The organism is Pseudonocardia sp. DSM 110487 (genome assembly GCF_019468565.1).
GTDB lineage: Bacteria > Actinomycetota > Actinomycetes > Mycobacteriales > Pseudonocardiaceae > Pseudonocardia.
In genome coordinates, this window is sequence record NZ_CP080521.1 from 6403039 (window position 1) to 6421000 (window position 17962).

21 protein-coding genes are annotated in these 17962 nt (G+C 72.4%); 3 read left to right on the forward strand and 18 right to left on the reverse strand.

Annotated elements, in window-relative coordinates:
• Positions 1-77 precede the first annotated feature (77 nt).
• The 4 genes from K1T35_RS29845 to K1T35_RS29860 all read right to left on the reverse strand — a co-directional run bounded on the left by K1T35_RS29845 (position 78) and on the right by K1T35_RS29860 (position 4037).
• Positions 78-1196, reverse strand: a complete 1119-nt coding sequence (locus K1T35_RS29845) for an IS630 family transposase (RefSeq protein WP_220255126.1) — start codon at positions 1194-1196, stop codon at positions 78-80.
• 211 nt (positions 1197-1407) lie between these two features.
• Complete coding sequence (locus K1T35_RS29850; protein ID WP_220255127.1) at positions 1408-2037, reverse strand: DUF2461 domain-containing protein; 630 nt, start codon at positions 2035-2037, stop codon at positions 1408-1410.
• Positions 2034-3098 (reverse strand): prolipoprotein diacylglyceryl transferase, encoded by a 1065-nt coding sequence (lgt, locus tag K1T35_RS29855; protein WP_220255128.1) that lies wholly within the window; start codon positions 3096-3098, stop codon positions 2034-2036. The genes K1T35_RS29850 and lgt overlap by 4 nt, the downstream gene beginning before the upstream one ends.
• 45 nt (positions 3099-3143) lie before the next feature.
• The gene (locus K1T35_RS29860; RefSeq protein ID WP_220255129.1) at positions 3144-4037 is read right to left on the reverse strand and encodes an SDR family oxidoreductase; all 894 of its coding nucleotides are present in this window, start codon (positions 4035-4037) and stop codon (positions 3144-3146) included.
• 78 nt (positions 4038-4115) lie between these two features.
• Here K1T35_RS29860 and K1T35_RS29865 point away from each other — a divergent pair, with 78 nt between their 5' ends.
• Positions 4116-4679, forward strand: coding sequence for a TetR/AcrR family transcriptional regulator (locus K1T35_RS29865; RefSeq protein ID WP_220255130.1), 564 nt, complete (start codon positions 4116-4118; stop codon positions 4677-4679).
• 7 nt (positions 4680-4686) lie between these two features.
• Here K1T35_RS29865 and trpA read toward each other — a convergent pair whose 3' ends face one another.
• From trpA to K1T35_RS29895, 6 genes are read right to left on the reverse strand one after another with little or no spacing between them, the layout of a single operon-like run.
• Positions 4687-5481 (reverse strand): tryptophan synthase subunit alpha, encoded by a 795-nt coding sequence (trpA, locus tag K1T35_RS29870; protein WP_220255131.1) that lies wholly within the window; start codon positions 5479-5481, stop codon positions 4687-4689.
• The gene (gene trpB, locus K1T35_RS29875; RefSeq protein ID WP_255620889.1) at positions 5478-6785 is read right to left on the reverse strand and encodes a tryptophan synthase subunit beta; all 1308 of its coding nucleotides are present in this window, start codon (positions 6783-6785) and stop codon (positions 5478-5480) included. Before trpB ends, trpA begins: the two co-directional genes overlap by 4 nt.
• The gene (gene trpC / locus K1T35_RS29880) at positions 6782-7606 is read right to left on the reverse strand and encodes an indole-3-glycerol phosphate synthase TrpC (RefSeq protein ID WP_220255132.1); all 825 of its coding nucleotides are present in this window, start codon (positions 7604-7606) and stop codon (positions 6782-6784) included. Before trpC ends, trpB begins: the two co-directional genes overlap by 4 nt.
• A gap of 43 nt (positions 7607-7649) precedes the next feature.
• A complete protein-coding gene (locus tag K1T35_RS29885) occupies positions 7650-8303 on the reverse strand; it encodes a Trp biosynthesis-associated membrane protein (RefSeq protein ID WP_220255133.1) in 654 nt (217 codons plus the stop codon).
• Positions 8300-9919 (reverse strand): anthranilate synthase component I, encoded by a 1620-nt coding sequence (locus tag K1T35_RS29890; RefSeq protein WP_220255134.1) that lies wholly within the window; start codon positions 9917-9919, stop codon positions 8300-8302. The genes K1T35_RS29885 and K1T35_RS29890 overlap by 4 nt, the downstream gene beginning before the upstream one ends.
• Positions 9916-10290 carry a VOC family protein gene (locus K1T35_RS29895; protein WP_220255135.1) on the reverse strand — a complete coding sequence of 125 codons (375 nt, stop codon included), beginning with the start codon at positions 10288-10290 and terminating at the stop codon, positions 9916-9918. Before K1T35_RS29895 ends, K1T35_RS29890 begins: the two co-directional genes overlap by 4 nt.
• 108 nt (positions 10291-10398) lie before the next feature.
• Here K1T35_RS29895 and K1T35_RS29900 point away from each other — a divergent pair, with 108 nt between their 5' ends.
• The gene (locus K1T35_RS29900) at positions 10399-11025 is read left to right on the forward strand and encodes a TetR family transcriptional regulator (protein ID WP_220255136.1); all 627 of its coding nucleotides are present in this window, start codon (positions 10399-10401) and stop codon (positions 11023-11025) included.
• On the opposite strand, the gene K1T35_RS29905 is transcribed toward K1T35_RS29900, so the two are convergent.
• The 6 genes from K1T35_RS29905 to priA all read right to left on the reverse strand — a co-directional run bounded on the left by K1T35_RS29905 (position 11006) and on the right by priA (position 15427).
• Positions 11006-11848 (reverse strand): hypothetical protein, encoded by an 843-nt coding sequence (locus tag K1T35_RS29905; protein ID WP_220255137.1) that lies wholly within the window; start codon positions 11846-11848, stop codon positions 11006-11008. The two genes, K1T35_RS29900 and K1T35_RS29905, sit on opposite strands and share 20 nt — an antisense overlap.
• A 44-nt stretch (positions 11849-11892) precedes the next feature.
• Positions 11893-12561 (reverse strand): response regulator transcription factor, encoded by a 669-nt coding sequence (locus K1T35_RS29910; RefSeq protein WP_220255138.1) that lies wholly within the window; start codon positions 12559-12561, stop codon positions 11893-11895.
• 96 nt (positions 12562-12657) lie between these two features.
• Entirely contained in the window at positions 12658-13386 is a 729-nt protein-coding gene (locus K1T35_RS29915; protein WP_220255139.1) for an alanyl-tRNA editing protein, read from the reverse strand.
• A gap of 138 nt (positions 13387-13524) precedes the next feature.
• Positions 13525-13890 (reverse strand): phosphoribosyl-AMP cyclohydrolase, encoded by a 366-nt coding sequence (hisI, locus tag K1T35_RS29920; RefSeq protein WP_220255140.1) that lies wholly within the window; start codon positions 13888-13890, stop codon positions 13525-13527.
• Positions 13887-14660, reverse strand: coding sequence for an imidazole glycerol phosphate synthase subunit HisF (gene hisF / locus K1T35_RS29925; RefSeq protein ID WP_220255141.1), 774 nt, complete (start codon positions 14658-14660; stop codon positions 13887-13889). The genes hisI and hisF overlap by 4 nt, the downstream gene beginning before the upstream one ends.
• Positions 14660-15427, reverse strand: a complete 768-nt coding sequence (priA, locus tag K1T35_RS29930; protein WP_220255142.1) for a bifunctional 1-(5-phosphoribosyl)-5-((5-phosphoribosylamino)methylideneamino)imidazole-4-carboxamide isomerase/phosphoribosylanthranilate isomerase PriA — start codon at positions 15425-15427, stop codon at positions 14660-14662. Before priA ends, hisF begins: the two co-directional genes overlap by 1 nt.
• A 213-nt stretch (positions 15428-15640) precedes the next feature.
• Here priA and K1T35_RS29935 point away from each other — a divergent pair, with 213 nt between their 5' ends.
• Complete coding sequence (locus K1T35_RS29935) at positions 15641-16225, forward strand: HD domain-containing protein (RefSeq protein WP_220255143.1); 585 nt, start codon at positions 15641-15643, stop codon at positions 16223-16225.
• A 104-nt stretch (positions 16226-16329) separates the two neighbouring features.
• Here the strand turns inward: K1T35_RS29935 and hisH are convergent, their stop codons facing one another.
• Both hisH and K1T35_RS29945 read right to left on the reverse strand, forming a co-directional pair.
• Positions 16330-16965 (reverse strand): imidazole glycerol phosphate synthase subunit HisH, encoded by a 636-nt coding sequence (gene hisH / locus K1T35_RS29940; RefSeq protein WP_220255144.1) that lies wholly within the window; start codon positions 16963-16965, stop codon positions 16330-16332.
• Between the two features lie 28 nt (positions 16966-16993).
• Positions 16994-17956 carry a phosphotransferase gene (locus K1T35_RS29945; protein WP_220255145.1) on the reverse strand — a complete coding sequence of 321 codons (963 nt, stop codon included), beginning with the start codon at positions 17954-17956 and terminating at the stop codon, positions 16994-16996.
• Positions 17957-17962: the final 6 nt, after the last annotated feature.

Here is a 17962-nt window from a genome sequence, read left to right on the forward strand (position 1 = left end):
GTATCGGCGCGATCGTCCAACGCGGCGAGGGCGCCGCCTGGGCGCCGCGCAGTAGGCCTGAGTTGTTCAGGGCGCTCCTAGTTTCCTGAGTCGTTAGTTAGCTTAAGAAGTCGTTGGCAGTAGGCGCCGATCGAGTCGAGGATCTGTTCGGCGGTCTTGGTCCAGACGTAGGGCTTGGGGTCGTCGTTCCAGTGCTTGATCCAGGTGCGGATGTCGGCTTCGAGTTCGGCGACGTTGCGGTGGACGCCGCGTCGCAGCATTCGGGTGGTGAGTTCGGCGAAGAGGCGTTCGACGAGGTTGAGCCAGGAGCTGCTGGTCGGGGTGAAGTGCAGGTGGAAGCGGGGGTGGCGGGCCAGCCAGCGGCGGATCTCGGGGGTCTTGTGGGTGGCGTAGTTGTCCAGGATGAGGTGCACGTCGTGCTCTGCGGGGACGTCGCGGTCGAGCTGGGCGAGGAACTCGCGGAACTCGGTGGCGCGGTGACGCCGCTGCAGGCTGGCGTGGACATGGCCGTTGGCCACGTCGAGTGCGGCGAACAGGCTGGTGGTGCCGCGCTGATCTACAGGGCGGATGTAGGTGTGGGTCTGGCGCTGCGGGTTGGCGGGCATCATCGGTAGCACCGGCGCGGACCGGTCCAGGGCCTGGACCTGGCTCTTCTCGTCCACGCACAGCACCACAGCGCGCTCGGGCGGATCGAGGTACAGGCCGACGACGTCGTAGAGCTTGTCCACGAAGTGCGGGTCGGTGGACAGCTTCCAGTAGTCGACCTTGTGCGGTTTGAGCTCGAACGCCCGCCAGATGCGTGACACCGCGGTCTGGGTCAGCCCGGTGCGGGCCGCCATCATCCGGGTCGACCAGTGCGTGCCCTCGTCCGGCGGGGCCTGTTCCAGAGTGGCGATCACGACCTGCTCGACGTGGGCGTCGGTGATCGTGCGCGGCCGGCCCGGCCGATCCTCATCGGACAGCCCGGCCAGCCGGTCGGCCACGAACCGGGCCCGCCACTTGCCCACCATCTGTGGGGTCACCGAAAACTCGGTGGCCACCGCCTTGTTCGTCGCGCCCTCAGCGCACGCCAACACGATCTTGGCCCGAAGCGCGAGCGCCTGCGCACTCTTCGGACGGCGCGCCCACCGCTGCAGCGTCTCGCGTTCGTCGTCGGACAGCTCCAGCTTCGCGGTCGGTCGCCCCGTCCTCGCCATCGACGAAGACTACCAGAAATTATATTACGAATTAATGACTCAGGACACTAGCGTCCCGAACCGGAAGTCCACCACATAACTCGACGGCCCAGCTTCCCGCTGGCCACACCGGCGATCCGGCCGAGTACGCCCGGTACGAGGCCGGCTCGCCGGCGCACCCAGCGGAAACCTGGATCCGCCGATTTATGCACCGGACTTCCGGTTCGGGACACTAGCGCCGCGGCTGCTCGCTCGGCCCCACGTGATCGGCGAGCCACTCCGTGAGGGGCCGCAGCTCCCGCCACGTGCTCGCCACCCGGTCGAGGGTGCCCGGCTCGTGCAGCACGTCGTCGGGCTCCCAGGCGCGCCACGCGTAGAGGCCCTTGTGCCGCAGCAGGTCGATGCGCGGGTGATCCGCGTCGAAGCCCTTGGGGCGGGTCTTGAGGGTCTCCCCCGCGAGGGTCAGCCCCTGCATCGTGGCGATCCTCTTCTCGAGGTCGCCGCCGCGGCGGTCGTCGGCCACGGCCGTGCGGTAGCGGGCGAGCTGGTCGGGCGCCATCCGGTAGTAGCCGCCGGCGACCATCAGGCCGTCTGAGCCGACCTGCACGTAGAACGGCCCGACCGTGGCGCCGCAGTGCGTCTTGTACGGGGTCTTGTCGTTCGAGAACCGGACGTCGCGGTACGGCCGGAAGATCTTGCCGGCGCCGAACTCGGGCTCCAGCGCGGCGAGCAGCGCCTGCATCGGCTCACGGACGTCCGCCTCGTACACGGCGCGCTTGTCGGTCCAGTAGACCTTCGAGTTGTCGGCGATCAGCCCGTCGTAGAACTCGACGACGGCCTCACCGAAACCCGTGAAGCTCATGGTGTGCGGTCCCCCACCTCGGCTGTGTGCCTGTCCCCCGCGTCCTTGTCCGTGGCGTCCTCTTCCAGGGCGTCCTGGTCCTTCGCGTCCTGGTCCTTCGCGTCCTCGTCCTTCGCGTCCTCCGTACCCTCCGCCTTCGTCTCCTGGGCAGGCGAGTCGGAGTCGGCGTCCGGCGCGGGCTCGGCGGGCGTCGCCGCGCCGTCGAGCACCTCACGGGGCTTGCGGACGAGCGCGATGTAGAGCACCGCCGCCGCGAACACCAGCACGGAGACGACGACGTTGATCCGGATGTCGCCGAACACGCGGGTGGCGTGGTCGGTGCGCATCTGCTCGATCCAGAACCGGCCCGCGGTGTAGCCCGCGACGTACAGCGCGAACGCGCGGCCGTGGCCGAGCCGGAACCGGCGGTCGGCCCACACCACGAGCCCGGCGACGGCGAGGTTCCACAGCAGCTCGTACAGGAAGGTCGGGTGCACCACCTGGACGGGCGTGTGGTTCAGCGCGACGCCGCCGAGGGCGTCGGGGAGCCCGGTGGCGGGGTCGACCCGGTCGTAGATCTCCAGCCCCCACGGCAGCGTGGTGGGCGCGCCGTAGAGCTCCTGGTTGAACCAGTTGCCGAGCCGGCCGATCGCCTGGGCCGCGACGATGCCCGGCGCCACCGCGTCGGCGAAGAACCCGAGCGGCACGCCGTGGCGCCTGCACCCGATCCAGGCCCCGACGGCGCCCAGGGCGACCGCACCCCAGATCCCGAGGCCACCCTCCCAGATCCGGAGAGCGCCCAAGGGGTCACCGCCCGGGCCGAAGTAGGTCTGCCAGTCGGTCATCACGTGGTAGACGCGGCCACCGACCAGCCCGAACGGGACCGCGAACACGGCGACGTCCGTGACGGTGCCCTGCTGCCCGCCGCGCGCCACGAAGCGCCGCTCACCCCACAGCACCGCGACGACGATGCCGGCGATGATGCAGAGCGCGTAGGCGCGGATCGGGATCGGGCCGAGCATCCAGACACCGCGGTCCGGACTCGGGATGTTCGCCAGCACGGTGACGACGGCAGAACTCACGGCGACACGGTATCCCCCACACCCCAGCACCGGTCGGCGCGGCCCTCAGCCGGCTGCGAAGTAGTGACCCTGCTTCAGGTCCGTGAGGAGACCGTGCCGCGTGGGCTCCCATCCCAGCAGCGCGCGCGTCAGGTCGTTCGAGGCGGGGAAGTCGGCGCCGAAGAACCGGCCGATCCAGCCGAAATGGTCGCTCGCCCGGTCGGCGGGGACGGACACCACCGGTATGTCGAGGCCCTGCCCGATCGCCTCGGCGATATCCCGGGTGGGCACGCCCTGCTCGGCGACGGCGTGCAGGACCGAGCCGGCGGGAGCGCGGTCGACCGCGAGGCGGACGAGCGCCGCGGCGTCGAGCTGGTGCACCGCGGGCCAGCGGTTCGCGCCGTCCCCGATGTAGGCGGAGACGCCCTTGTCCCGGGCGATGCCGACGAGGGTTGCGACGAAGCCGTGATCACCCGCGCCGTGGACCGTCGGCGCGAACCGCACGACCGACGAGCGCACGCCCCGGTCGGCCAGCGCGAGCACCGCCTGCGCGCTCGCGATCCGCGCGTAGCCGCTCGGGTCCGGCAGGTCGCGCTCGGTGGCGACGCGTCCGGCGGGGAACCCGGCGAACCCGGAGGCGATCAGGAGCGGCCGGTCCGTGCCCTGGAGGACCGCCCCCATCGCATCGATCGCGTGCAGGTCCAGCTGGGCAGCCCGCTCCATCTGCGAGAAGTCGTGATGGTAGGCGAGGTGGACGATCCCGTCCGACGCCTCCGCACCCGCGCGGAGGCTGTCGAGATCGTCGAGACCGCCGCGAAGCACCGCTGCCCCGAGCGCGGCGACCGACGCCGCCGCGGTGTCCGAACGAGCAAGACCGAGGACCTGGTGTCCGGCAGCGAGCAGCTCGGGCACGACGGCCGAGCCGATCCAGCCGGATGCCCCGGTAACGAAGACGCGCATGTGACCCTCCTAGTGATGACACTTGATGACATCACGCTACTCCGTGATGTCATCAGGTGCCATCACTAGGATCGTGTCATGGGTCGCTGGGAGCCGAACGCGAGCGGGCGGCTTCGCGCGGCCGCGCTGGAGCTCTACGTCGAGCGCGGCTACGAGCAGACCACCGTGGCCGAGATCGCCGCGCGTGCCGGGCTCACCGCAAGGACGTTCTTCCGGCACTTCGCCGACAAGCGCGAGGTGCTCTTCGCCGGCTCGCCGCTGCAGGACACGCTCGTGAGCGCCCTCGACGACGCCCCAGGCTCCGCGTCGCCGATGGAGGCCGTCGCGGCGGCCCTCGACGCCGCCTCCGAGGTGCTCACCGACCGCGAGTTCTCCCAGCGGCGCCAGCTCGTCATCAACGCCAACGCGGAGCTGCAGGAGCGTGAGCTGATCAAGCTGGCGACGCTCTCCGCGGCGCTGGCCGATGGGCTGCGCCGACGCGGCGTCCCCGACCCGACAGCACGGCTGGCGGCCGAGGCCGGGATCGCGGTGTTCCGCGTGACGTTCGAGCGCTGGCTCGGCGAGCCGGAGGACCGGGGTCTGGCGACGGTCATGCGCGAGTCGTTCGACGAGCTGAGGGCCCTCACCGCCCCTGGCGGATGAACCTCGCTCAGGCCGGCTGCGGGGCGCGGCGCACGCCGCCCGCCAGCTCCTGCGCCAGCGCGCGCACGCCGCCGGCACCGCCGTTCTCCGCCGCCGTGACGAACGCGGAGCCGACGATGACGCCGTCGGCGAATCCCGCGACCTCCGCGGCCTGGTCGGCCGACCGGACACCGAGCCCGACCGCGATCGGGAGCGACGTGTGCGCGCGGCACCGGGCCACGAGCGTGGGGGCGCTGCTCGCGACGGCGTCGCGAGCACCGGTGACGCCCATCGTGGAGGTGGCGTAGAGGAAACCGCGGGTCGCGGCCGCGGTGGACGCGATCCGCTCCTCCGTGGACGAGGGCGAGACCAGGAAGGTCCGGTCCAGGCCGTGCGCCTCGGAGGCGGCGAGCCACTCCTCGGCCTCGTCGGGGATCAGGTCGGGCGTGATCAGGCCGAGCCCGCCGGCAGCGGCGAGGTCACGGGCGAACGCGTCGACGCCGTAGCGCAGCACCGGGTTGTAGTAGGTCATCACGACCGCCCTGCCGCCCGCGGCGCTGATCCGTTCGACGACCGAGAACACGTCGCGCAGCCGGAAGCCGGCCCGCAGGGCGGTGTCGGCGGCCGCCTGGACCGTGGGGCCGTCCATCACCGGGTCCGAGTACGGGATGCCGACCTCGAGCAGGTCACAGCCGCCCTCGGCCATCGCGGTGAGCAGTTCGACGGATCGGTCGACGGTGGGGTAACCGGCCGGCAGGTACCCGACGAGGGCACCCCGGCCCTCCGCCCGCGCGGCCTCGAAGATCTTCTGGACGGCACTCATCGCGGCGGCCCCTCCGTCAGGCTGGCCTCCGCGATCGCGGTGCCACTCGCGTCCTCGGCGCTCTCCTCGTCGGAGATCATGCCGAACCACTTGGCCGCCGTATCGACGTCCTTGTCCCCGCGCCCCGACAGGTTCACGAGGATCACCGCCTCGGGCCCGAGCTCCTGGCCGAGCTTCAGCGCGCCGGCCACGGCGTGGGCCGACTCGATGGCCGGGATGATCCCCTCCGTGCGCGAGAGGAGCGCGAACGCGTCCATCGCCTCGGCGTCGGTGATCGGGCGGTACTCGGCCCGGCCGATGTCCTTGAGCAGCGCGTGCTCCGGCCCGACACCGGGGTAGTCGAGCCCCGCGGAGATCGAGTGCGACTCGGCGGTCTGCCCGTCCTCGTCCTGCAGCAGGTAGGACAGCGCGCCGTGCAGCGCGCCCGGGGAGCCCGCGGTCAGGGTGGCGCCGTGCCGCCCGGTCTCCACGCCGTCACCGCCCGGCTCGAGGCCCACCAGCCGCACGCCGGGATCGTCGAGGAACGCGTGGAAGATCCCGATCGCGTTGGAACCGCCGCCCACGCACGCGGCCACGACGTCCGGCAGCCGCCCGACGCGTTCGAGGACCTGCTCGCGCGCCTCCAGGCCGATGATCCGGTGCAGGTCGCGCACCATCGTCGGGAACGGGTGCGGGCCCGCGGCCGTACCGAGCAGGTAGTGGGTGTCCTCGACGTTGGTGACCCAGTCGCGCAGCGCCTCGTTGATCGCGTCCTTCAGCGTGCGGGAACCGGTCTTCACCGGCACCACCTTCGCGCCGAGCAGCCGCATCCGCGCGACGTTGAGGGCCTGCCGCTCGGTGTCGACCTCGCCCATGTACACGACGCACTCCAGGCCGAGCAGCGCGCAGGCCGTGGCGGTCGCGACGCCGTGCTGGCCCGCGCCGGTCTCGGCGATCACGCGCTTCTTGCCCATCCGCTTGGTGAGCAGCGCCTGCCCGAGCACATTGTTGATCTTGTGCGAGCCGGTGTGGTTGAGGTCCTCGCGCTTGAGCAGGATCCGCGCGCCGCCTGCGTGCTCGCCCAGCTTGGGCGCGTCGGTCAGGGGTGACGGGCGACCGGTGTAGTCGCGGTGCAGGCGGTCGAGCTCGTCGAGGAAATCCCGGTCACCGCGGGCCTTCTCGTACACGGTTGTGAGCTCGTCAAGGGCCGCGATCAGCGCCTCCGGCACGAACCGGCCGCCGTAGCGACCGAAGTGGCCCCGCTCGTCCGGCTCGTGCTCCGACGGGTGCGCCACCCCGTCGCTCGCCTTGCTGTGCGTACTCACCGCACCATTCTCGAACACGACGGGTGGAAGCCGGCAGCCACCAGGCCGCGCACCGCCCCGCCCGGGTCGCCGCTGGTGACGAGGCCCTCGCCCACGAGCACGGCGTCGGCACCCCACCCGGCGTATGTGAGCAGGTCACCCGGCCCGCGCACGCCCGACTCCGCCACCCGCATCACGTCGGTGGGCAGGCCGGGGGCGATCCGTCCGAAGATCGTCCGGTCGACCTCGAGCGTGTGCAGGTTGCGCGCGTTCACCCCCATGACCTTCGCGCCCGCCTCGAGGGCGCGGTCGGCCTCCTCCTCGGTGTGCACCTCGACGAGCGCGGTCATCCCGAGCGACTCGACCCGGTCGAGCAGGGCGTCGAGCGCGTTCTGCTCCAGCGCGGCGACGATCAGCAGCACCAGGTCGGCGCCGTACGCCCTCGCCTCGTGCACCTGGTAGGGGCTCACCACGAAGTCCTTGCGCAGCACCGGCACGTCGACCACCGCGCGCACCGCCGCGAGGTCGGCGAGGGACCCGCCGAAACGGCGCCCCTCGGTGAGCACGCTGATCACCCGCGCGCCGTTCTCGGCGTACGAGGCGGCCAGCTGGGACGGGTCGGCGATCTCCGCCAGATCACCCTTCGACGGGCTCCGCCGCTTCACCTCAGCGATCACCCCGATACCAGGGGCACGCAGCGCGGCCATCACATCCCGCGGGGGCGGGGCCGCGGCCGCCCGCCGCTTGATCTCCGCGAAGTCGACCTCGGCCTCACGCGCCGCGAGATCGGCCCTGACACCGTCAACGATGGAATCGAGGACACTCGCTCCGCCGTTCGTCATGGCAGCTGTCCCCCTCTCCGGATAGGGCCGGGCGCGAATCATGCTAGACAGGCTCACTTCGCGGCCCGTCGCCAGGATCGTCCCCCGCGTCGCCGGGCGGTGCCTCAGCGGGGTCGACCGACGGGTCACGGCCCTCGTCGAGCTCCTGCCACGCGGCCCGATCCGGGTCGCGTTCCACCCGCCGCTCCCCCGGCGCCGCATACCGTGCGCCGAGCCGCGGCAGCCGCCGCTCCCGCACGAGCACGACGATCCCCACGGCGAGCAGCAGGACCGCCCCGGCGATCGCCAGCATCGGCGCGCCCGTGGTGTCGGTGGGCTGGTAGCGCAGCTCGTCCACGGTCACGCCGGCCGACGGCTGGGGCAGCGACGCCGCGGATGCGTCAGTGGCGTACGGGTCCATGAGCAGCGCCCGCACACCGAACAGCAGCACGCCGACGCCGGCCAGCCCGAGCAGCACGCCCACCAGCCTGCGCAGCAGACCGCCGGTGGCCACCACGCCCGCCACCCCGGCCAGCGCCAGCAACGCGGTGCCGCCCAGCCACGGCGCCACCTGCGCACCCGTGAGCTCCACCGGTGCCGCTCCAGGCGGCATCACCCGATACCAGACGGTGGCCGACCCCGCCCAGAGCAGCGCAGCCGCCAGCGCGAGACCGGCACACGCTGTGCCGAGCGCGCGAGGATCCGGGCGATGGGTCACCGCGGAGTGGTGGACGCCGACCCCGACCCGGGCGCGGCAACCGGTTCCGGCGTCGGGCCTGCATCTACGGGCATCTCGCTCCCCGGCTCCGTCAATGTCGCCGCGGTGGCCACGGCCGACAGCACGGCCCGCGCCTTGTTCAGGCACTCCGCGTCCTCGGCCGCCGGGTCGGAGTCGGCCACGATCCCCCCGCCCGCCTGCACGTACGCCACGCCGTCGCGGACCAGCGCCGTGCGGATCGCGATCGCGGTGTCGGCGTCGCCCGCGAAGTCGAGGTAGCCCACGATCCCGCCGTAGAGCCCGCGCCGCGTGGGTTCCAGTTCCTCGATGATCTCCATGGCCCGCGGCTTCGGCGCGCCGGAGAGCGTGCCGGCCGGGAAGCAGGCCGTGACCGCGTCGAACGCGATGCAGTCGTCGCGGAGCCTGCCGGTGACCGTCGACACCAAGTGCATGACGTGGCTGTAGCGCTCCACGGCGAAGAAGCTGCGCACCTTGACCGTGCCGGGCTCGCAGACCCGGCCGAGGTCGTTGCGCCCGAGGTCGACGAGCATCACGTGCTCGGCGCGCTCCTTCTCGTCGCTGCGCAGCTCCTTCTCCAGGAGGAGGTCCTCCTCCTCGTCGGCGCCGCGCCAGCGGGTGCCGGCGATCGGGTGCGTCGTCGCCGTGCCGTCCCGCACGGTGACCAAGGCCTCCGGGCTGGAGCCCACGATGTCGAACCGCTCTCCGGCCGCGGACTCCAGCCGCAACAGGTACATGTACGGGCTGGGGTTGGTGGCCCGCAGCACGCGGTAGACGTCGAGCGGGTCGGCCCGGCAGTCGGCCTCGAACCGCTGCGACACCACCACCTGGAACGCCTCGCCCGCGCGGATCTGCTCCTTGGCCTCCTCCACCGCGGCATGGTGCTCTGGCGCCGAGCGGCGGCGGGTGAATCGCGGCTCCGCGGGCCGGAACACCGCCACGGTGGACGGCGCGGGCGCGGCCAGCTCGGCCGTCATGCGGTCCAGGCGGGCGACGGCGTCGTCGTAGGCCTCGTCCACCCGCTCGTCGGTGGCGTCCCAGTTGATCGCGTTGGCGATCAGGGTGACCGTGCCCTCGTGGTGGTCGACGGCGGCGAGGTCGGTGGCCAGCAGCATCACCAGCTCGGGGATGCGCAGGTCGTCGACGGCCAGCTCGGGCAACCGTTCCAGCCGCCGCACCACGTCGTAGCCGAGGTAGCCGACCATCCCGCCGGTGAGCGGCGGCAGCCCGGGCAGCCGCTCGCTGCTCAGCTCCTCGACGACCGTACGAAGGGCGGCGATGGGGTCACCCGAGGTCGGAAGGCCGACCGGCACCTCGCCGGTCCACACCAGCTCGCCGTCCACCGCCGTGAGCGTGGCCCGGCTGCGGGCGCCCACGAACGACCATCGCGACCACGACCGCCCGTTCTCCGCCGACTCGAACAGGAACGTGCCGGGCCGGTCACCGGCCAGCTTGCGGTAGACCCCGAGCGGGGTCTCGTCGTCGGCGAGCAGCCGCCGGGTCACCGGGATCACCCGGTGACCGACGGCCAGCGCACGGAACTCCTCGCGGCTGGGGGTGACCGCTCCGAGGGCACCGGGCGGTGCGGAAACGGTCATGCCTCCATTATCTCGACCACGAACAGCGTGTTCCCGTCGGCGTCGCGGAAGGTGAACATCGGTGGCACGCCCGGGTAGCGCAGCACCTCCGGGTCGATGTCCACGCCGGCGGCGCGCAGGTGCTCGTGGTCGGCGGCGGCGTCGGCGGTGCTGAAACGGATGCCCGTGTCCACGCCGGTGCGGTCGGCCGCCACGAGCGCGATCGACGTGCTCGCTCCCGCAGGAGCCACGGTCAGCCATCGCCCGCCGCCGAACGGGCCGTCAAGGCGCTTCTCGAAACCGAGCGTGCCGACGTAGAACGCGAGCGCCTCGTCCTGGTCGCGCACCGGGATTCCCACGGCGGTGACGTCGGTGATGCGGGTGCCTGCCATCTTCGTCCTCCTCGATCGGATGAACTCGCACCCGGGACGTCGACGCCGTGACGACACTCTCGACATCCCTGCGGGAAGTTCTCAGGTCGGGAGCGAGAAAATGGGGCTGTGTCGAATTACGCCGGGGCCCTACCCGACGACAGCAGCGCACCCCGCCGGCGCGGACGGCGTCCCGGCGGCGGCGATACCCGCGCCGCGTTGCTCGACGCCGCCCGCACGGTCTTCGCCGAGCGCGGCTACGACGGCGCCACGGTTCGGGTGATCGCCGACCGTGCCGGCGTGGACCCGGCGATGGTCAACCACTGGTTCGGCGGCAAGGAGCCGCTGTTCGTCGCGGCCCTCGACCTGCCGGCCGACCCCGGCATGATCCTCGGCGAGGCGCTGCCGGGCGATCCCGAACAGCTCGCGGAGCGGATCATCGCCCGGATCCTGCGGGTCTGGGACGAGACCGGGGGCGCCCAGCTCGCCACGCTGCTGCAGAGCATCGCCAGCCACGAGGTCGCGGCAAGCCTGCTGCGCGAGTTCATCGGGCGCGTGCTGGTGGGGAAGGTCCTCTCCAAGGTCGCGCCGGACCGGCCGGAACTGCGCGCGAGCCTCGCCGGCTCGCAGATGTTCGGGCTCGCGTTCGTCCGCTACGTGCTGAAGGTGGAGCCGCTCGCCTCCGCCGACCACGCCACGATCATCGCCGCGGTGGCGCCGAACCTGCAGCGCTACCTCACCGGGCCCCTGCCGTGAGCCCGTCCACGAAGGCCCCGAAGCGCTCCCTGCGGTCGGGCGAGCACAGGAACGGGCACGTCATGCAGTACGCGTCGGAGGGCCGTTCCACCTCCGGCTCGGTCTTGTAGTACAGGCAGCACGCGGCCCGCACCGGCACCGTGTAGGTCTCGGTGCCCCACTGCAGGCGTTCGTGCCCGCCGCGGTCGCGCACGCGCGCCCCCTGCGCGGCGAGCGCGTCCACCAGCGCGGCGCCGATGGCCCGCGCCCCGTCGCGGTCCACACCCGCGTAGAGCGGCGCGTAGTGGGCGGCGCTCCGTACGGCGTCGGCTGCGCTGTTCCACAGCGGCACGAGCCCGTATCGGGTGGCGGCGCGCACGCCCTCCAGCAGCGGGCGCAGCGTCGCCACGGCGTCGGCGGCCACCCGGTGGAGCAGGGCGGGCAGGTCGGGCAGCACCTCGGCGTCCGGCAGGTCTGCTGCCGGGTCGTCGGGCAGCACGAGGAGCGTTGCGTCGCGCACAGCGAGCAGCTCGGTCTCGCCGTGGACGGCCAGGTTCCCGGCCCCCACGTCCCATGCCCTGCGTTCGAGCACCAGCGCGGCCGTCACCCGGCCCAGCACGGCGTGCACGAGGGTGCCGCCCACCGTCGTGGCCGCCACCGAGGCCAGCCGCGCCGGGTTGTCCCGCTCCCGCGCCCGCTCACACCACTCGGCGACGTGCGGCAGGAGCTCGGCCATGGGCGTCCAGCCCGGCTCGGCGGGCACGCCGACGCGCGGCGCGTAGACGTCCGGGTACTCCGGCCGCAGCCCGCGCAACCGATCGACGGTGGCCGCCAACGCTCCCATGAGGTGAGGCTAACCTGATCATCGCGGGCGGTGGAAGTGCGGTCTCAGGCCGGGCGTCGGGGGTCGATGAAGCCCGACTCGTAGGCGGCCACCACGGCCTGGGTCCGGTCGCGGGCACCGACCTTGGTGAGGACGTTGCCCACGTGCGTCTTCACGGTCCCGACGCCGACCACCAGCTCGCGGGCGATCTCGGCGTTGGACAGACCCCGCGCCATCAGGCGCAGCACCTCGCCCTCCCGCTCGGTGAGCCCCGCGCCGCGCAACGCGTCGCCGCCGCACCGGCCGATCGTGGCGACGAGCTCGCGCACCGCGGCCGGGAACAGCAGCGACTCACCCTCGGCGACAGTGCGCACCGCCTGCACGATCTCGGCAGGCCGGGCGCGTTTGAGCAGGAACCCGGTGGCACCGGCCTGGAGGGCGTCGTAGACGTAGCCGTCGTTGCCGAACGTCGTGAGCATCAGCACCCGCGGCCGATCGGCCCCCCTCGACTCCACGAGGTGCCGGGTGGCCGTGATCCCGTCGACCTTCGGCATCCGCACGTCCATCAGGACGACGTCCGGCTCGAGCCTGCGCACGAGCCCGGGGACCTCCGCACCGTCGGCGGCCTCGCCGAGCACCTCGATGTCCCGTTCGGCGTCGAGGATCCTCCTGAGCCCCGCCCGTACCAGCTCCTCGTCGTCCACCAGCAGCACGCGGATCGCCCGACCGTTCACGCCCGCATCCTCGCGGGTCCGAACGGCAGACGGGCGGCGACGCGCCAGCAGAGCCCGACCCCCGCGAGTCGCGATCTCGATGCGGCCGAGTCGCGCTCAGGAGTGCGCGTCGACCACTTGGATGCGCACCCGCTTGTTGCCCTTGCCCTTCGACTCGGTGCCCGTCACCCGCACCGCCCCGACCTCGGCGGTGCTCGCGACGTGCGTGCCGCCGTCGGCCTGCTTGTCCAGCCCGACGATGTCGATCACGCGCAGCGGGTCGATCTCCCGCGGGATGAGGTTGGCCGCGGTGCGGATCAGCGCCGGGTCGGCGTCGGCGGCGTCGCGTCCGAGGAACTCGACGACCACGGCCCTGGCCGCCGCCAGCTCGTCGTTGATCCGGGTTTCCAGGCGCTTGCCGAGCTCCGCGGAGATCGACTCGAGCGGGAAGTCCAGCCTCCCCGACCCGGGCTCCATGTTGCCGCCGGTGACCGGGATCGCGAACTCGGACCACACCACCCCGCACAGCACGTGCAGCGCGGTGTGGGTGCGCATCAGCAGGTGCCGGCGCGACCAGTCGATCTCGCCGGCGAGCCCGGTGCCTGCGGCCGGCAGGTAGGCGGAATCCAGCCAGTGCCAGATGCGGCCCGCTTCCCGCTTCACCTTCGTGACGGCGACGGGGCCACTGCCCCAGTCGAGCGTCCCGAGATCGTGCGGTTGGCCGCCCCCGCCCGGGTAGAACGCGGTACGCGCGAGCGCCACGCGGCCGGCCTCCCGGTCGACCTCCGTGATCGCGGCCTCGAAGGAGCGGAGATAGGCGTCGGTCGCGAAGAGCTCCTCGGTCACAAGGCCGACAGTAGGACGTCGGCACCGGCCCGCCGCGGGCGGCTCGCACACCAACATCGGTGGCGGCACACCAACTGCAGTTGCTGTGCGACCCCCACAGTTGCTGTGCGACCGCCCTCTCGGCGACCGCCGAGCCGCTCAGCGGTCGGCGGCGAGCAGGACGTCGGCGTCGAAGCAGGTGTGAGTGCCGGTGTGGCACGCCGGGCCGGTCTGGTCGACCACCACGAGGAGGGCGTCGCCGTCGCAGTCGAGACGCACCTCGTGCACGTGCTGGACGTGCCCCGAGGTCTCGCCCTTCACCCAGTACGCCTCCCGGGACCGCGACCAGTACGTCGCGCGGCCGGTGGTGAGCGTGCGGTGCAGCGCCTCGTCGTCCATCCACGCCACCATCAGCACGTCCCCGGTGCCGCGCTCCTGCACCACCGCGCAGACCAGCCCGTCCGGCGTGCGCTTGAGCCGGGCGGCGATCCCCTGGTCGAGGGCGGACTCGGCCACCCGACTCATCGGACCTCCACACCCGCGGCCCGCAGGCCGCCCTTGACGTCCTTGATCCGCAGCTGCCCGAAGTGGAAGACGCTGGCGGCGAGCACCGCGTCGGCGCCGGCGCTGATCGCGGGCGGGAAGTGCTCCACAGCGCCCGCTCCCCCGCTCGCGATCACCGGGACGTCCACGACGGCACGCACCGCGCTGATCATCTTCAGATCGAAGCCGGCCTGCGTGCCGTCGGCGTCCATCGAGTTGAGCAGGATCTCCCCCACGCCCAGCTCCTGGCCACGCGCGGCCCACTCCACGGCGTCGATCGCCGTGCCGCGGCGCCCGCCGTGCGTGGTGACCTCCCAGCCGGACGGGGTGGGCTGCCCGCCCTCCGGAACCTTCCGCGCGTCGACCGACAGCACGATGCACTGCGCGCCGAACCGGCGGCTCGCCTCGTGCAGCAGCTCGGGACGCAGGATGGCCGCGGTGTTGATGCCGACCTTGTCGGCCCCCGCCCGCAACAGCGTGTCGACGTCATCGGTGGTGCGGATCCCGCCGCCAACCGTGAGCGGGATGAACACCTGCTCCGCGGTGCGCCGGACGACGTCCAGCATCGTGGCGCGCTCCCCCGACGACGCGGTGACGTCGAGGAACGTCAGCTCGTCAGCACCCTCGGCGTCGTAGACGCGGGCCATCTCCACCGGGTCGCCCGCGTCGCGCAGGTCGGTGAAGTTGACGCCCTTCACCACCCGCCCCGCGTCGACGTCGAGACACGGGATCACGCGTACGGCAACCCCCATCAGCCGGCCGCCCGTCCCGCCGGCGCCACGGCCCGCACCGCCTCGAGTGCCTCGGGGAGGGTGAACCGGCCGGCGTAGAGCGCCTTGCCGACGATGGAGCCCTCGACGTTCACGCCTGTGGCGGCCAGCTCCGCGAGCGCCACCAGGTCGGCCACCTCCGAGATCCCGCCGGACGCGATCACCGGCGCCGGCGTGGCGGCGGCGACGTCACGCATCAGGTCCAGGTTGGGGCCGCGCAGCATGCCGTCCTTGCTGACATCGGTGACCACGTAGCGGGGGCATCCGTCGCGGTCGAGCCGTTCGAGGACCTCCCAGAGGTCACCGCCGTCGCGGGTCCAGCCGCGGGCCGCGAGCCGGTGCTGCCCATCCACGATCCGCACGTCCAGCCCGACGGCCACCCGCTCGCCGTGCTTCGCGATGGCCTGCGCGCACCACTCCGGGTCCTCCAGTGCTGCGGTGCCCAGGTTCACGCGGGCGCAGCCGGTGGAGAGGGCGCGCTCCAGCGAGGCGTCGTCGCGGATACCGCCGGACAGCTCCACCGCCACGTCCAGCTCGCCGACGACCTCGGCCAGCAGCTCGGCGTTGGAGCCGCGTCCGAACGCGGCGTCGAGGTCGACGAGATGGATCCACTCGGCCCCGTCGCGCTGCCACTGCAGCGCGGCCTCGCGGGGAGCGCCGTACCCTGTCTCGGTGCCGGCCTCGCCCTGGACCAGCCGGACGGCCTGGCCGTCGGCGACGTCGACGGCGGGAAGGAGCGTGAAACTCACACGACGAGCCTACCGAGCGTGCACGGGCGGTTCCGGCGCAGCTCCAGAGGGCTGCGCGCAACGGCGGAGCGGGTGAGCCCACCGCGGCGCGGTGTCGGCGCGGGTGCCTCCGAACCGGGGCGGTCCCGCTGATCGGCTTCCGGCGCGCGCCGGGCGGCGCCAAGTGCGCTCCTAGGATGGGCGCGCCGAGCCGTGATCGGAGGGAGCCGACAGGTGAAGGTCTTCGCGTCCTGGACAGACTGGGCCTCCGCCGAGCAGGCCCTCGCCGCCCGCCTGCCGGCTCCGACCGTGGCAGTTCTGGCACAGGCGTATGCGCTGGCCGAGGACCGCCACGGTGACCAGACCCGGCCCGCCGGCGAGCCCTACGTCCAGCACCTGCTGGAGGCGCTGGAGATCGCCGTGGACTCCGGCGCGACCGATCCGGACGTCCTCGTGGCCGTGCTGCTGCACGACGTCGTGGAGGACACCCCGTGCACGCTGGACGAGGTTCGTGCGGCGTTCGGTGACCGGGTCGCCGAACTCGTCGCGTGGGTGACCAAGCCCGAGGGCGCCGAGCCCGGGCTGAAGCAGCGCTACCTCGCCGGGTTCGCCTCAGCGCCTGCCGACGTGCTCACCGTCAAGCTCGCCGACCGGTACAGCAACGTGCAGCGACTGCACACGCACCCGCGCCCCGCGAAGCGGGTGGCCTACTACGCCGAGACCGTCCGATACGTCCTGCCGCTCGCCGAGCGATCCCCCTACTTCCGGGAGCGGTTCGGCCAGTGGGCGGCGCACTTCGCGCCGCAGCTGGGCGGCTAGTACAGCCCGCCGCCGCGATGAGTCGGCGCGAGACGTGCACAGGGGCCCCGGCAGAGGCGACGGTGCGCATCTCGGAATGATCACCGCCGCTGACGCACCGGTAGCTAGCCGACCACGTCGCGCAGCCAGTTGCGCAGCAACGTGGCGCCGGCGTCGCCGGACTTCTCCGGGTGGAACTGGGTGGCCGCGAGTGCGCCGTTCTCGACGGCTGCCACGAAGTCCTCGCCGTGGTGCGACCAGGTGACCAGCGGCGGCTTGAGCACGTCCGACGCCTCCAGCTCCCAGCGCCGCACGCCGAAGGAGTGCACGAAGTAGAAGCGCGTGTCGGCGTCGAGGCCGGCGAAGAGCGTGGAGCCGGCGGGAGCGCGCACCGTGTTCCAGCCCATGTGGGGCAGGACGTCGGCCTTGAGCCGCTCGACGGTGCCGGGCCACTGCCCGCACCCGACCGTGCGCTCGCCCCATTCCACACCGAGGTCGAAGAGCACCTGCATGCCCACGCAGATGCCCAGCACCGGACGGCCGCCCGCGAGCCGCCGCTCGATGATCCGCGGGCCGTCGACGCCGGACAGCCCCGCCATGCAGGCGGCGAAGGCGCCCACGCCGGGGACCACGAGCCCGTCGGCCTCCAGCGCGGCATGCGGATCGGCCGTGACCGTGACGTCGGCACCCACCCGCTGCAGTGCGCGTTCCGCGGAACGCAGGTTGCCCGATCCGTAGTCCAGCACGACGATCCGTGTCACGGGTTCAGGGTAGTCGGCACTCCCGCGTCTAGAGCGACGAGAGCCAGGCGGCCCAGCGCGGGTCGGCCATCTTGATGCGGCTGCGCATGAGCTTCCACACGCCGTACTTGTGGTAGTCGAAGTCCCACGCCGAGTTCAGCTTGTTGGTGACGCAGCCCCACAGGCCCCACTTGAGATCGGCGAGCGCACCGAACACTTGAACACGTGCGACTGTCGGCCAGCTCGCGTTGCCGTAGTAGGCCTCGATCAGTTCCATCGTCTCCCGCTCGCCGTAGAACATCTCGGTGAGCAGCACCGCGATCTCGTACGCCCGTTCGTTGTCGGACGCGAACTCGAAGTCGACCATCCTCATCGGTTCGCCGTCGGCGATGAGGAAGTTGCCCGGCATCGGGTCGTTGTGGCACGGGGCGAGATCGAGCCCGGACGCGAGCACCGCCTGCCGGGCCGCGCCGTACTCGGCGAGCAGCACGTCGATGTCGCGCGGCAGCAGGACGTCCAGGTCCCTCGCCTGCTCCAGGTGCTCGTCGATCATGTCGAAGACGGTCTTCGTGCGGCCGAGCGGTTCGGCCGAGTGCAGCACGCGGTAGAGGCCCATCACGTGGCTGGCCAGCTCGGGGCTCTTGAAATCCCCGGTGGTGCAGGCCCGGTAGCCCTCCAGGAACTCGATCACCTCGACCCCGCTGACCTTGTCGAACAGCACGACCTCCGGACCGATGCCCAGCGCGCCCGCCCGGCGGGCCGCCTGGTTGGCGACGTCGCGATCGATGAACGCCTCGGTACCGGCGCCGGGGATCTTGACGAAGTACCGCTTCGGCTCGCCCTCCACGGTGAGCCGCCAGTTGCTGTTGCTCAGTCCGCCGGACACGGGCGCGTAGTGGACGCGCCGGCCCGCCCACCGGGGGATCTCGGCCACCACCTTCTCGACGGCCCGCTCGCCCTCGGTGCGCGCCGTGCCGACGAGCCGGTCCGTGGGCTCTGGTTCGAAGGTCATCTCGTC

Bases quoted from the DNA above. Each gene is read 5' to 3' on its own strand.
- K1T35_RS29845 (WP_220255126.1), bottom strand. From the start codon at position 1,196: ATGGCGAGGACGGGGCGACCGACCGCGAAGCTGGAGCTGTCCGACGAC.
- K1T35_RS29850 (WP_220255127.1), bottom strand. From the start codon at position 2,037: ATGAGCTTCACGGGTTTCGGTGAGGCCGTCGTCGAGTTCTACGACGGG.
- K1T35_RS29860 (WP_220255129.1), bottom strand. From the start codon at position 4,037: ATGCGCGTCTTCGTTACCGGGGCATCCGGCTGGATCGGCTCGGCCGTC.
- K1T35_RS29865 (WP_220255130.1), top strand. From the start codon at position 4,116: ATGGGTCGCTGGGAGCCGAACGCGAGCGGGCGGCTTCGCGCGGCCGCG.
- trpA (WP_220255131.1), bottom strand. From the start codon at position 5,481: ATGAGTGCCGTCCAGAAGATCTTCGAGGCCGCGCGGGCGGAGGGCCGG.
- trpC (WP_220255132.1), bottom strand. From the start codon at position 7,606: ATGACGAACGGCGGAGCGAGTGTCCTCGATTCCATCGTTGACGGTGTC.
- K1T35_RS29890 (WP_220255134.1), bottom strand. From the start codon at position 9,919: ATGACCGTTTCCGCACCGCCCGGTGCCCTCGGAGCGGTCACCCCCAGC.
- K1T35_RS29895 (WP_220255135.1), bottom strand. From the start codon at position 10,290: ATGGCAGGCACCCGCATCACCGACGTCACCGCCGTGGGAATCCCGGTG.
- K1T35_RS29905 (WP_220255137.1), bottom strand. From the start codon at position 11,848: ATGGGAGCGTTGGCGGCCACCGTCGATCGGTTGCGCGGGCTGCGGCCG.
- hisI (WP_220255140.1), bottom strand. From the start codon at position 13,890: ATGAGTCGGGTGGCCGAGTCCGCCCTCGACCAGGGGATCGCCGCCCGG.
- hisF (WP_220255141.1), bottom strand. From the start codon at position 14,660: ATGGGGGTTGCCGTACGCGTGATCCCGTGTCTCGACGTCGACGCGGGG.
- K1T35_RS29945 (WP_220255145.1), bottom strand. From the start codon at position 17,956: ATGACCTTCGAACCAGAGCCCACGGACCGGCTCGTCGGCACGGCGCGC.